This window comes from Oceanobacillus locisalsi (genome assembly GCF_042675985.1).
In the GTDB taxonomy this organism is placed as follows: Bacteria; Bacillota; Bacilli; order Bacillales; family Amphibacillaceae; genus Oceanobacillus; species Oceanobacillus locisalsi.
Map to the genome: position 1 here is coordinate 81,848 of NZ_JBHTKK010000003.1, position 12,383 is coordinate 94,230.

At 38.8% G+C, this 12,383-nt stretch carries 13 protein-coding genes; 4 read left to right on the top strand and 9 right to left on the bottom strand.

What is annotated here, in order from left to right:
• Positions 1-42: 42 nt before the first annotated feature.
• Complete coding sequence (locus ACFQ19_RS04595) at positions 43-1,221, bottom strand: D-alanyl-D-alanine carboxypeptidase family protein (protein ID WP_379590901.1); 1,179 nt, start codon at positions 1,219-1,221, stop codon at positions 43-45.
• Between the two features lie 150 nt (positions 1,222-1,371).
• Here ACFQ19_RS04595 and ACFQ19_RS04600 point away from each other — a divergent pair, with 150 nt between their 5' ends.
• Positions 1,372-2,094 (top strand): 3-ketoacyl-ACP reductase, encoded by a 723-nt coding sequence (locus ACFQ19_RS04600; protein WP_379590902.1) that lies wholly within the window; start codon positions 1,372-1,374, stop codon positions 2,092-2,094.
• A 68-nt stretch (positions 2,095-2,162) separates the two neighbouring features.
• Here ACFQ19_RS04600 and ACFQ19_RS04605 read toward each other — a convergent pair whose 3' ends face one another.
• The 4 genes from ACFQ19_RS04605 to ACFQ19_RS04620 all read right to left on the bottom strand — a co-directional run bounded on the left by ACFQ19_RS04605 (position 2,163) and on the right by ACFQ19_RS04620 (position 5,893).
• Positions 2,163-3,455: a pyrimidine-nucleoside phosphorylase gene (locus tag ACFQ19_RS04605; RefSeq protein ID WP_379590904.1), complete on the bottom strand. Its 1,293-nt coding sequence runs from the start codon at positions 3,453-3,455 to the stop codon at positions 2,163-2,165.
• A gap of 16 nt (positions 3,456-3,471) precedes the next feature.
• On the bottom strand, positions 3,472-4,650 hold the full coding sequence (gene deoB / locus ACFQ19_RS04610; protein WP_379590906.1) for a phosphopentomutase: 1,179 nt from the start codon (positions 4,648-4,650) through the stop codon (positions 3,472-3,474).
• Between the two features lie 149 nt (positions 4,651-4,799).
• Positions 4,800-5,690 (bottom strand): site-specific tyrosine recombinase XerD, encoded by an 891-nt coding sequence (gene xerD, locus ACFQ19_RS04615; RefSeq protein WP_379590907.1) that lies wholly within the window; start codon positions 5,688-5,690, stop codon positions 4,800-4,802.
• A 5-nt stretch (positions 5,691-5,695) separates the two neighbouring features.
• Positions 5,696-5,893 carry a DUF4227 family protein gene (locus tag ACFQ19_RS04620; RefSeq protein WP_379590908.1) on the bottom strand — a complete coding sequence of 66 codons (198 nt, stop codon included), beginning with the start codon at positions 5,891-5,893 and terminating at the stop codon, positions 5,696-5,698.
• A gap of 258 nt (positions 5,894-6,151) precedes the next feature.
• Here ACFQ19_RS04620 and ACFQ19_RS04625 point away from each other — a divergent pair, with 258 nt between their 5' ends.
• Positions 6,152-7,015 (top strand): fructosamine kinase family protein, encoded by an 864-nt coding sequence (locus ACFQ19_RS04625; RefSeq protein WP_379590909.1) that lies wholly within the window; start codon positions 6,152-6,154, stop codon positions 7,013-7,015.
• A 134-nt stretch (positions 7,016-7,149) separates the two neighbouring features.
• Here the strand turns inward: ACFQ19_RS04625 and fur are convergent, their stop codons facing one another.
• From fur to ACFQ19_RS04640, 3 genes are all read right to left on the bottom strand, one after another.
• Positions 7,150-7,620, bottom strand: a complete 471-nt coding sequence (gene fur / locus ACFQ19_RS04630) for a ferric iron uptake transcriptional regulator (RefSeq protein ID WP_080874313.1) — start codon at positions 7,618-7,620, stop codon at positions 7,150-7,152.
• 182 nt (positions 7,621-7,802) lie between these two features.
• Positions 7,803-8,447, bottom strand: coding sequence for a stage II sporulation protein M (spoIIM, locus tag ACFQ19_RS04635; protein ID WP_379590910.1), 645 nt, complete (start codon positions 8,445-8,447; stop codon positions 7,803-7,805).
• A 128-nt stretch (positions 8,448-8,575) separates the two neighbouring features.
• Complete coding sequence (locus tag ACFQ19_RS04640) at positions 8,576-9,118, bottom strand: NUDIX hydrolase (RefSeq protein WP_379590912.1); 543 nt, start codon at positions 9,116-9,118, stop codon at positions 8,576-8,578.
• Between the two features lie 518 nt (positions 9,119-9,636).
• On the opposite strand from ACFQ19_RS04640, the gene ACFQ19_RS04645 reads away from it, so the two are divergent.
• Complete coding sequence (locus ACFQ19_RS04645) at positions 9,637-10,563, top strand: aldo/keto reductase (protein ID WP_379590913.1); 927 nt, start codon at positions 9,637-9,639, stop codon at positions 10,561-10,563.
• 97 nt (positions 10,564-10,660) lie between these two features.
• Here the strand turns inward: ACFQ19_RS04645 and ACFQ19_RS04650 are convergent, their stop codons facing one another.
• The gene (locus ACFQ19_RS04650; RefSeq protein ID WP_379590914.1) at positions 10,661-11,467 is read right to left on the bottom strand and encodes an SDR family NAD(P)-dependent oxidoreductase; all 807 of its coding nucleotides are present in this window, start codon (positions 11,465-11,467) and stop codon (positions 10,661-10,663) included.
• 143 nt (positions 11,468-11,610) lie between these two features.
• Between ACFQ19_RS04650 and ACFQ19_RS04655 the strand changes: the two genes are divergently transcribed.
• Complete coding sequence (locus ACFQ19_RS04655; protein WP_379590915.1) at positions 11,611-12,354, top strand: glycerophosphodiester phosphodiesterase; 744 nt, start codon at positions 11,611-11,613, stop codon at positions 12,352-12,354.
• The last annotated feature ends 29 nt before the right edge of the window (positions 12,355-12,383 follow it).

Sequence of the window (12,383 nt, forward strand, 5' to 3'; positions counted from 1 at the left end):
TGCCTATTTCCTGCTAGTCGACAAAAGAAGTGGAAATACGTATTAATCGCCGGATTTCACCATTTTTTGCATGCTTCTTTTAGCCAATTCCAATACAGAAGCTTCGGCGATATCCTCTTTCACAATAAGCGGTGTTGAATGTACGGGTTCATTATTTTCTTTGACAGTAAGTTCTCCAATCACCGTTCCTTTTTTAATCGGAAATTCCCAATCCTCTTGTATAGAAATATCCGTCGTAACTGCAGGCTCTTCCTGTCCTTTTTTATACAAGCTGTGCACTGCTTGTTCCGTTACAATATTGAAAGAATGTGGTTTGGCTTTTATTTTATCCAGTTCCATCACTGTTTCTTCTTTCGCAAAAAGCTGCTTCGTCTGATAACCCTGGAAACCATAATCAAGTAAACCGGAAACCATTTTATTTCGTTCTTTTGGCGTCTCCGCTCCCATAACAACAGCAATCACCCGCATATCATCTCGTTTTGCTGTAGCAGTCAGACAATACATCGCTTCATTGGTATAGCCTGTTTTCATGCCATCTGCCCCAGGATAAGAACGGATCAGCTTATTGGTATTCACCAGCCAGAATTCATTTTCCTCGCCCTGTCGCAGATAGTCTTCATAGATGGAGGTATAATTTGTAATATCTTCATATTTTAATAATTCTCTTGTCATCACTGCCATATCATAAGCACTGCTGTAATGATTCTCTGCCGGAAGACCAGTGGTATTTGCGAAATGGGTGTTTTCCAGGTTAAGTTCCTCTGCCCGTTTGTTCATCTCTGCAACAAATTCTTCCTCTGTTCCCGCAATCATTTCAGCCATAGCAACACTGGCATCATTTCCGGAAGCAATTGCAATCCCTTTGATTAAATCATCCACGGTCATTTCTTCTCCCGCTTCTAGAAAAACTTGAGATCCTCCCATGGAAGCAGCGTATTCACTTACAACAACCATGTCCTCTTTCGCTATTTTTTCTGTATCCAATGCTTCCATAATCAGCAGCAATGTCATGATTTTTGTCATGCTGGCTGGTGGTAATTGTTCATGCGCATCTTTGTCAAACAGCAGCTTTCCTGTATTCTGTTCAATTAATACACCAGATAATGCATCCCCTGCTAAGTCTTGATTCTTAGAATTCTCCTCATTTGCTAAAACAGTGCTGTAGTTAAAAAAAATTGAAACAATCAGTAATCCAATTATTAATAAGCTTCGTCGCTTCATACTGCTTCCCTCCAAATTACAATCATACTTTTAGGGTTTCCATTTGCGATTGATTTCATACTATTTTTCATCCATAAAAGCATCCTTTTTGTTGTTTCAAACGTTCTCCTCTATAATAAAATTAAATAGCGACTAGGAAGGTGATAGAAAATGGGACAAGACATACGAGGTAAAATTGCTTATATCACAGGAGGTAGCAGCGGAATTGGCAAAGCAACTGCGCGTCAATTTGCAAAAGAAGGTATCCATATTGGAATTATTGCCAGAAATCCGGATAAACTTGCAAAAATAAAAGAAGCGTTAGCAGGTTACGATGTCAATGTGGTTACATGCAGTGCAGATATTTCCAAGCAGGAAGAGGTAAAAACGGCCGTTCAAACGTTGGAACAGCAATTAGGCAAGGCAGATATTTTAATTAATAATGCAGGCATCAGTGAATACGGCAATTTCCAGGAGATGGATGAGGAAACCTGGAAGCATATTTTTGAAGTGAACGTTTTTGGAACGTATCATATGTTAAAAGAAGTCTTGCCGCATTTGTCCGGTAAGCAAAAAGGAGATATCTTCAATATTTCTTCCAGCAACGGGTTAAAAGCAACAGCAGGATCTACTGCTTACAGCGCCTCTAAATTTGCTGTTCAAGGTTTGTCAGAAGCTTTGATGCAGGAAGTTCGCACAGATAATATCCGGGTATTTACGATGAATCCGAGCTTGGTTGCTACGGAGTTGGTGTTTGGAGATGAATTAGAGGAACAAAATGAAGAAAAATACATGCAACCGGAAGATATTGCAGAATACATCGCAGCGCAATTAAAATTGAATCAACGTATCTTTATTAAACAATCCGCTCAGTGGGCAACCAACCCATTTTAAAGATAAAAAAAGAGCTTTAGAACCCTTTGTTGTGTTCTAAAGCTCTTTTTATGGTGAAATTCTATTTATCATTGAATAATTCCAATAATACTAGGTTTTACTTCCACAGGATTGTCCGAAAATGTAAAAGCATCCTTTATTTTCTGTATCACCGCGTTATTGTCTTCTATATTGGTGTGAATCGTTGCCAATGTATCACCTGCCTGGACCTTGTTCCCTAATTTGACATGAAAACTGATCCCTGCCTGGTGATCAATTTGATCATCTTTTGTTTTCCGTCCGGCGCCAAGCAGCATAGCAGCTTCTCCCATTTGCTGTGTTTCAACAGAGGCAACATATCCAGCTTTGTCTGCCTTAACCTCCATGGTATGCTTTGCTTTTATTTCATGGATACTTGACATATCTCCATCCTGTGCTTCAATAAAGGTAACAAATTTTTCATAGGCCTCGCCATTTTCGATGACTTCTTTAACGAGTTTTCTAGCCTGTTCTTCTGTTGTTGCTTTTCCTGCTAAGAAAACCATTTGTGCTGCGATTTCAACGGAGATATCATATAAATCCTGGTTATATTCCTGATCGCGCAGTAATTTGACTGCTTCTAAGACTTCATTTCCGTTACCGACTTCTGCTCCAAGAGGTTGATCCATATTGGTTAAAACCGCTACTGTTTCCCGATTTAATTTCTTCCCGATAGCAACCATTGTTTCTGCAAGTTCTTTTGCTTCTTCTTCTGTTTTCATAAACGCCCCGTTGCCGACTTTAATATCCAGCACAATCGCGTCAGCGCCAGAAGCAATTTTCTTACTCATAATGGAGCTCGCTATCAATGGCGTCGAATCTACTGTACCTGTTACATCTCGTAATGCATAGATTTTTTTATCTGCCGGCACTAAATTCCCTGACTGGCCGACTAATGAGATGCCTAAATCCTTGACCTGCTCTTTAAACTTATCTAGTGGCAATTCTGTATGAAATCCTTGAATGGATTCCAGCTTATCCACTGTTCCGCCGGTATGTCCCAGACCGCGTCCGCTCATTTTGGCAAAAGGAATATCCAGGGATGCAATAATTGGCGCAACAACCAGGCTGACCTTATCCCCTACTCCGCCGGTAGAATGTTTGTCTACAACCGTTGTATCTAAAAAGGATAAATCGATGGTTTCCCCGGACTTCACCATCAAATCGGTGAGAGCAGAGGTTTCATCGCTGTTTAGGCCTTGAAAATAAACAGCCATCAGCCAGCTTGCGACTTGATAATCAGGAATCGTATCGTTGACATAACCATTAACAATATATCCGATTTCCTCATAAGATAATACTTCCCCATATTTTTTCTTATTGATAATCTCAACTGTATTCATATGAAGCCTCCTCTTATTATTTAATAACGTCTAAAAAGCTGGTGCCATGCTCCGGTAATGTAATCTGAAAATTATCAGCGATGGTTGCGCCGATATCAGCAAAAGTTGTCCGCTGCGGCAGCTCTTTTCCTTCTGCAATGTTTGTGTGATACACAAGCAGCGGTACGTATTCGCGGGTATGATCGGTTCCATGATGAATCGGGTCATTCCCATGATCGGCGGTTATAATCAATAAATCATCATCTTGTAATTGATTCAGTATTTCCGGAAGCTGTTTATCATATGTTTCCAGAGCTTTTCCGTAGCCAATTGGGTCTCTGCGGTGTCCATACTTCGCATCAAAATCAACCAAGTTAAGGAAGGATAAACCGGTAAAATCCTGCTTCAATGCATCGTTTAATTTTACCATACCGTCGTCATTGTCCTGCGTACGGATAGCTTCTGTGACCCCTTCTCCATCGTAAATATCATCTATTTTGCCAAGTGCAATCACATCAATTCCGGCATCTTTTAATTCATTCATGACGGTGCGGCCAAAAGGTTTTAAAGCATAATCATGGCGGTTGGATGTACGTTCAAAAGCCCCCGGCTCTCCAACAAACGGACGCGCAATGACACGTCCTACCATGTATTTTTCATCCAATGTCAATTCTCTGGCAATTTCACAAATCTTGTATAATTCATCAATTGGAACCACATCTTCATGAGCAGCAATCTGTAAGACAGAATCCGCAGATGTATAAACAATCAGGCTGCCTGTCTCGATATGCTCATTTCCAAGTTCAACTAATATTTCTGTCCCGGAAGCAGGTTTATTGCCAATTACTTTTCTCCCGGTCTTTTCTTCCAAAGCTTGAATAAGTTCATCTGGAAATCCTTCCGGGAAAGTCCGGAAAGGCTGTTCAATACGGAGACCCATAATCTCCCAATGTCCTGTCATCGTGTCTTTCCCATTAGAAGCTTCCTGCATTTTGGTGTAGTGCGCTTTTGGTTTGTCTGCAGGAGCAATTCCTTTAATTTCACGAATATTGCTCAAACCTAAACTTCCCATGGTCGGCATATGCAGCCCGTCCATCTTTTCTGCGATATGCCCTAATGTATCCGCTCCCAAATCATTAAACTTCGCAGCGTCGGGAGCTTCTCCAATCCCGACAGAATCCATAACAATTAAAAATACGCGTTTAAATGGTTTCATTTCTAATAACCTCCTATGTACTATATTCCCGATATAATCGCTCCATATGACATCCATTATAGATGTTAGATGTCTGACCACACAAGCAGAAAGAACATTTTTCGTAAGATAAGCTTTCCAGGATAAGAAAGAACTGTTTATCCTGGCGCTTATGCTCTCGGGTGATAGGATTGATAAATATCTTTCAACCTTGCTTTTGTCACGTGCGTATAAATTTGCGTGGTTGATATATCTGCATGTCCCAGCATTTCCTGTACAATCCGCAAATCCGCACCATTTTCTAATAAATGGGTGGCAAAGGAATGCCTTAATGTATGGGGCGTAATCGTTTTATGAATACCTGCTTCCATCGTCAACCCTTTTAAGATTTTCCAGAACCCTTGTCTGCTTAAAGGGCGTCCATGCTGATTTAAAAACAAGGTAGTTTCTTGTTTATTTTTCTTCACCAGTTCTTTTCTCGCTGTCTCAATATATTTATCTAATACATGGTTTGCTGTATCGCCCAAAGGGACAATTCTTTCTTTTGATCCTTTGCCCATACATTGCACAAAACCCATCGTTAAGTGTAAATCTTCCAATTTTAAGGTGATCATCTCCGAAACACGTAATCCAGTAGCATATAATAATTCCAGCATGGCTTTATTCCGCAGGGAAAGCGATGTTGTCGCAGGAATATTTAATAGTTTGTCCACTTCTTCCTGAGAAAGCGTGTCCGGAAGTTTGCGCTCTTTTTTAGGGGTTTCAATGTGCAGACTGGGATCCGTCTCAGCAATTCGCTCCCGTATTAAAAATTGATGAAAGGACCTGATAGAAGAAATATGCCTGGACATCGTTGCAGTTGATTTACCGTTGTCTTTCAGCTCATACAAAAAGCGCATGATTTCATTTCGGGTAATATCATTCCATTCATTATATCCAAGTTTGGTTAAATGCTGTTCGTAAGCAGTTAGATCTCTTTGATAAGAGTTAAGTGTATTATCGGATAACCCTCTTTCCACCCGAAGAAAATGGAAAAAATCTTCTAATGCATATTTCAACATAACTATTATTCTCCTTTCAGCAAATTGAATGGGAGCCAAGGCATTCCCTCATCTACTACTTTAATTGCCGGCCCCTCTGGTAAATCATAACGGTGTATTTCCTGAAATTCTTTATAAATAAAGTGCAGACATACTGTAAAAACACATGCACCAATCATAAACCAGATAAATATTTTACATGTTTCCTTCACTAGCTTCCCCATATTCTAACCTCCCCGTGCTGTAGTTATATCATACACAAACACTTTTACAGTTAGAATATGCATAAAACAATTTCAAAAATACCAGAAAAAGATGCAGATACTAAAAAATAAATACTTTTCCCTGTTAATATTATACAATGGCTGGAATCAGAGATAAAGGGAAAGTTTGTGATATCCCGGGAACCGTAAACACTTTAATGCGTTTGTATCATTCTGTATAATGACAGACGAAAGGTAACGGAAAAGGAGGTTATACAAATGATAGAAGAAAAATTAAAACAAATTGGTGATAACACTTCGATTCAAACAAAAACACCTGTTTCCGGCGGTGATATTAATCGGGCTTACTATGTAAAGACGGAGAAGCAAGCATACTTTATAAAAGCAAATCAGCAAGCGGAAAACGGATTTTTTCAAGTAGAAGTGAACGGGTTAGAGAGAATCCGTTCGACACAAACAATTGCTGTACCGGAAGTTTATCACTTTGATCAATCTTCTGAAGACCAGGAAATGATGCTGATCATGGAATGGGTGCAAGGAGAAAAAACAGCAACGACAGATCGCCAATTAGGCGAACAGCTGGCTGCCATGCATGCAGATGGCGGATTCAATCAATATGGACTGGACCAATCAACGTACGTTGGAAAATTGCATCAGCCAAACGGATGGTACAACAGTTGGGTCGATTATTTCCGAGAATGCCGTCTGCAGCGGCAATTTGATTTAGCAATGCAATTCAATCGAATGAATCAAAACAGACGGATGAAATTACAGGATTTAATGGATAATTTGGATAAGTATCTACCGCGTCAACCGCAAGTGTCACTGCTGCATGGTGATTTATGGGGAGGGAATTGGATTGCAGGACAAGCAGGAAAACCGTATCTGATTGACCCTTCCGTGCTTTATGGTGACCACTTATTTGAATTGGCCTTTACAGAAGTGTTTGGCGGATTCTCAAATACATTCTATTCTCAATATCAGAATGTATTTCCATTAGAAGATTATTATGAAGAAGTCAAGCCTGTTTATCAGCTGTTCTATTTACTTGTCCATTTAAATATGTTTGGAGAAGCTTATGGAGGAAGTGTAGATCGTATTTTGAAGCGATATACTTCTTAAACAGGTTTTATAAGACAAGAACAATGCAGCGGGAAGGCCTTGTGTCCTTCCCGTCTCATGAATATGTATGTAGCCAATAAATAAAACCTTTCTCTCCTGGAAAAAGGTTTTACTCAAATTACAATATATATGTTCTATGTTGCTTTTTGAACATCTTCTTCTACGGCAGATTCCTGACATTGGCGACAAACTCCATGAAAGGTTAAGCGATGGTCCTTCACTTCGAAGCCCCAATCATTCTCAACAATCTGTTCTACTTCACCCAGCAGATCATTCTCAATTTCTTCTACAGAACCACATTCAATACAAACTAAATGGTGATGGAAATGCTTTGCCCCTTCTTTGCGCAAGTCATATCTTGATACACCGTCGCCAAAATTAATTTTGTCTACTATTTTCAATTCAGATAATAATTCTAATGTACGATAAACGGTTGCCAGTCCAATTTCCGGTGATTTTTCCTTTACAAGAAGATACACATCTTCTGCGCTTAAATGATCATCTTCTCTTTCCAGAAGCACTCGAACCGTAGCTTCCCTTTGGGGAGTTAATTTGTAGCTATGCGAATGTAGCTGTTTTTTTATTTTTTCAATCCGGTGTTCCATGGATAGTCGCCTCCCTCATTTTACATCTTTATTATATGCATCTATCTTCCATGTGTCAAAGGAATTCTCAATTGTTAATAATAATAATTATAAATTAATAAAAGTTATTATATAATAGAGAGCTCCTTTTATCAAGTGATAAGCAAATGATGTAAAGCGGGATAACAAGTTGAACAAACGATTTATCCATTAAATCTTTCTATCCATTCTAACAGCAATGTATTTGATAAATAAGCCTCCATCAATGCCGCAAGTGCTGCAGCTGCAATTAAAATGATGAAAATAATAAGCAGCCTGATAAAAGGAGGTAATACTTCTTGATGATGATGCTTTAATAATAACTTCTGCCATAAACCAATTGAAAATACCATAGCGACACTACCTGCAACAATATATATCGGGATAATCAATAAATTTTGCGGAGCGATGGAAATAGCAGATAAAAGCAGCCCTTGTCCTCCCAGCTGACTTACCATAAAACCGACTGAAAAGCCGACAACGAGTCCTTTCATGAATACCATAACCCAGATAACAGGAAGTCCAATCATACTTAATGCCAGCAAAATCATGACGGAAAGATACTTGATATGATAGAGGAGACTTTGAATAAATATATCCTTCCGTCCAATCACTTCTCCGTCATTTATTTGTTGTGTAAAAAATCGTTCTAAATAAAAGAATAGATTCTGTTTCTGCACAAAATCCATACTATTTACCAAGATAGCACCAAACACAATGCCTGTCAGAAAAAGAAGGCTTGTAAATAAATAAACTGTTGTATGTCGTTTTATATGCCCTATCAATAAGTGATGAGATGTATGGTTCATATCGATCCTCCTCGTATAAGTTCCTATACTTCAAACTATGAGAATCTTCTCCCAAACATACCTATTAATTTTTATCTTTTAATAGAGCATATAACATACCGGCTGGTGATCATCTGCCTCTTTTCTATTTACTTATTTAAAGCATGTAAATAAAGTATAGCATAGTTTGTTTTTGCATCTTGAATACGTCCTTCTTCGACAAGGTCTTTTGCTTCATCGAGTGTTACTTCCATTACTTCAACAAATTCATCGTCATCTCCGGCAGGCGGGTTTTCCATTCGAATTAAGTCATTCGTGACATAGATATACACCAGTTCGTTTGCAAACCCGGGAGAAGTATAAAATGACGTTACCTGGGACAGATTGGTTGTGGTATAACCCGTTTCTTCTTCCAGTTCACGGACTGCGGCTGTTAAAGGGTTCTCGTTCTTTTCTAATTTCCCTGCCGGAATTTCTATTAATGTTCTTTCTAGTGGTTTGCGGTATTGTTCCACCAGTACTATTTTGTTATCAGGGGTGATCGGAAGTACTGCTACTGCCCCAGGATGATTTACCAGTTCTCTTTGAGCTGTTTCTCCATTTGAAAGCATTACCTCATCAAGTTGAACATCGATTATGTTTCCTTCAAATATTTTTTTGGATGTCACTGTTTTTTCTTCAAAACGATCCATGTTTTTCATTCCACCTTTTTCGATTAATCTGTTCTTCTGCTTTATTTTAATTAGCCGGACTCTATTGTAACAAGTCTATACCTTTTTTTCTTCTGATTCGTTTTCTATTCTATTTCAGAAACTATTTTCTGTTGTTTTTAACTCAATTTACGTGTTTAAAAAGTATTTCCTTTCCATAGGAACAAAGGTAGAGCATTTCTTCCATAGAGCTGTCAACTAGGATTAGAAAGTAAGGTGTAAGGCTGCCGCTTCGTCGGAAAGCGGAGGGCTTGGCCGGAGCAGTAGCTATACACCATACCCTGTTCAAAAATAGAAGGATAATCGAATAAAAAACAAGCATGATAATAGAGATTATGTTCATTCCGGAACAGCAAGGTGGATATGTTTATTCTCAGGTGCAAAAGTTTAGTTTTTAATTATATGGTTACGGGTATATGTGTTAAAAAAAGTATATTGATTGTATTCTGTTCTATCACCCTCTACAATATATGCATATGGAGTTCATAAGGAGGATTAACATGAAAAAACGCCAGCTTGGAAGAAGCGATATTGAAATTTCTGATTTAACCCTTGGCTGTATGTCCCTGGGAACGGATGTGCAACAGGGAAGAAAAATGGTTGATTATGCATTGGATAAAGGGATCAACCATCTGGATACAGCAGACCTTTATAACTTTGGAGAAAATGAAAAGATTGTGGGAGAAGCTATAAAACAACGCAGATCAGACGTTGTTGTGACCACAAAGGTGGGAAATCATTTTAATGAAAAAAATCCAGATGAAGGCTGGTTCTGGGATCCTTCCAAAAAATATATTCATGAAGCAACACGCGCCAGTCTGCGGAGGCTAAATACAGACTATCTTGATGTGTGTATGCTTCATGGCGGTACATTAGAAGACCCAATTGATGAAACCATTGAGGCTTTTGAAGAACTGAAAAAAGATGGTCTGATTCGTGCATATGGTATTTCGTCCATTCGCCCTAATGTCTTTCGGGAATTTGCACAACGTTCTTCAATTGATGTATTAATGACACAATACAGCCTGCTGGACAGACGTCCGGAAGAGAGTCTTCTACCGCTTGCGGAAGAAAATCAAATCAGTGTTGTTGCCCGCGGACCGCTGGCAAAAGGACTGCTAAGTAACAAAGCCGCACAAGTTCTTGATAAAAAAGGAACCGAGGGGTATCTCGATTACACTTACAGTGAACTGAAATCACTTTACTATGAACTCGAACAGGCATTGCCTGAAAACACACTTCAACAGTTGGCAATGTATTATGTTGCCAATCATCCAGCTATCACTTCGACTGTATTTGGAGCCAGTTCCTTAGAACAATTGGAACAGAATATGGCTGTTCATCAAACGATCAATGAAATTACCGATGCAGCTTATCCGATCCTGCAGCAGCTGACAAAAGCATCGCAATATCAGCAGCACCGTTAAAATACAGGATTCGCTGCAACAACTGATGGAGCAGGTCTGTTTGAAATGATACATTTTTGTAAAGCAGACCTGCTTTCATTACATAACATAAAATCTATTACTTTTTATCAAATTGAGATTTCAATATTCTCTCCATCAAACCAGGAAACAGACGGTAAAAGATACTGCCTGCCTCCATCCACCACGGCATATTAATTTCTCTCTTATTTGTAAATAAAGAGCGGACGATTTTGGACGCAACCTTTTCGGGTTGAAGCATATATTTTTCTACGTTTTGCTGATATTTGCCATTTTTATCAGCTGCTTCAAAAAAAGTTGTTTTTACAGGCCCCAGGTTCACAGAAGTAACCGTCAGACTGCTTTCCCTTGTTTCTTGTCTGAGTATATCAGTGAATCCCAGCATAGCCTGTTTAGAAGCGGCATATCCTGCTGTTTTTGGCGTTGGTAATTTTGCAGATTGTGAAACAATATTGATGATATGCGACTTCCCTTTAAACTGTAAGAAATGCGGTAAAAACCCTTGTGCATATTGCATTCCTGCTAACACATTCACTTGGAACATCTCTTCTACGTCTTCTATATTTAAATCTTCTACTGCATCAAATATACCAAAGCCTGCATTATTTATTAATCCGTGGATACGTTCTTCATTTTCCATCATTTGAACGATTTGTTCTTCTATCGCTTCCTTGGAAAATGCATCGATGGGATATACTTTGCTAATACCATTGTCTGCCTCTATTTCTTCAGCCAATTCTTCCAGTAACGCTTGCGACCTGGCAACCAGAATAGGTATACCGCCTTGGGCAGCAATTTCCTTGGCGATTTCTCTTCCAATTCCTTTGGATGCACCAGTTACAATGATTTTTTTGTCATCAACAGAACGATTTCTTCTTATTCTCATATTTATCGACCCTTACTTCATATAATGATTTAAATGAATAGATTGTATGTTTATATTGTACAACGAAACATTCATACCGTACACTAGTTTAAACATTGACTTACGAACCGAAATCCAACACAATAAGATTTGGGGGTGACAGGATGACGTCCATTATAGCACACCGAGGAGCAAGCCATTATGCACCTGAGAACAGTATTCCGGCATTTGAACTCGCCCATGAAATGAAAGCGGATGGTATTGAAACAGATGTACAGCTGACAAAAGATAATATCCCTGTCCTATTTCATGATGAAAGTTTAAAGCGTATTTTTGGAATAAATGGATGGATCAATCAGTATACATTGCTCGAGTTAAAACAATTAGATATGGGAAAGTCATTTCATGAGAAATTTGCAGGGACAAGCATCGTAACACTTGAAGAATTTCTGGTCTGGGTAAAAGATAAACCACTTACCCTGCATTTGGAATTAAAAAATAATAAGATGGCTCATAAGAACTTAGAAAAAATTACATATAACCTTATTGCGCAGCATCAATTGTTGGATAAGACTTATTTCTCAACTTTTTCAGATGCCAGCGTTTCTTGTCTTGCTGGATTTCAGGAAATTGCGCATATTGGCTGGTTAACCAGCCGGCAGCGAAGAGATTTATTGTCATACGCTTTGTCTATCGGTGCAACTGCTATTCATATTAAGCACACATTATTACGCCAACGGCTTGTAAAAGAAGCGAAGAAAAATGGCATTCCTGTCCGTGTTTATACGGTGAATTCATCCCGTTTGTTACATCGCTGCTTTTCCTATAATGTGGACAGCATTTTTACCAATGTACCTGATCAGGCATTTGTAATACGTAAAGATATTTACCGGCGTTTTCTTGTCTGATAAAGAGGAAACATGCACATTTTCGAAGT

Excerpts from the sequence above, each read along its gene's own strand:
- ACFQ19_RS04645 (WP_379590913.1), top strand. The coding sequence starts at position 9,637 with ATGAAAAAACGCCAGCTTGGAAGAAGCGATATTGAAATTTCTGATTTA.
- deoB (WP_379590906.1), bottom strand. The coding sequence starts at position 4,650 with ATGAAACCATTTAAACGCGTATTTTTAATTGTTATGGATTCTGTCGGG.
- ACFQ19_RS04595 (WP_379590901.1), bottom strand. The coding sequence starts at position 1,221 with ATGAAGCGACGAAGCTTATTAATAATTGGATTACTGATTGTTTCAATT.
- ACFQ19_RS04650 (WP_379590914.1), bottom strand. The coding sequence starts at position 11,467 with ATGAGAATAAGAAGAAATCGTTCTGTTGATGACAAAAAAATCATTGTA.
- ACFQ19_RS04640 (WP_379590912.1), bottom strand. The coding sequence starts at position 9,118 with ATGGATCGTTTTGAAGAAAAAACAGTGACATCCAAAAAAATATTTGAA.
- ACFQ19_RS04625 (WP_379590909.1), top strand. The coding sequence starts at position 6,152 with ATGATAGAAGAAAAATTAAAACAAATTGGTGATAACACTTCGATTCAA.
- ACFQ19_RS04600 (WP_379590902.1), top strand. The coding sequence starts at position 1,372 with ATGGGACAAGACATACGAGGTAAAATTGCTTATATCACAGGAGGTAGC.
- xerD (WP_379590907.1), bottom strand. The coding sequence starts at position 5,690 with ATGTTGAAATATGCATTAGAAGATTTTTTCCATTTTCTTCGGGTGGAA.
- fur (WP_080874313.1), bottom strand. The coding sequence starts at position 7,620 with ATGGAACACCGGATTGAAAAAATAAAAAAACAGCTACATTCGCATAGC.
- spoIIM (WP_379590910.1), bottom strand. The coding sequence starts at position 8,447 with ATGAACCATACATCTCATCACTTATTGATAGGGCATATAAAACGACAT.
- ACFQ19_RS04605 (WP_379590904.1), bottom strand. The coding sequence starts at position 3,455 with ATGAATACAGTTGAGATTATCAATAAGAAAAAATATGGGGAAGTATTA.
- ACFQ19_RS04620 (WP_379590908.1), bottom strand. The coding sequence starts at position 5,893 with ATGGGGAAGCTAGTGAAGGAAACATGTAAAATATTTATCTGGTTTATG.
- ACFQ19_RS04655 (WP_379590915.1), top strand. The coding sequence starts at position 11,611 with ATGACGTCCATTATAGCACACCGAGGAGCAAGCCATTATGCACCTGAG.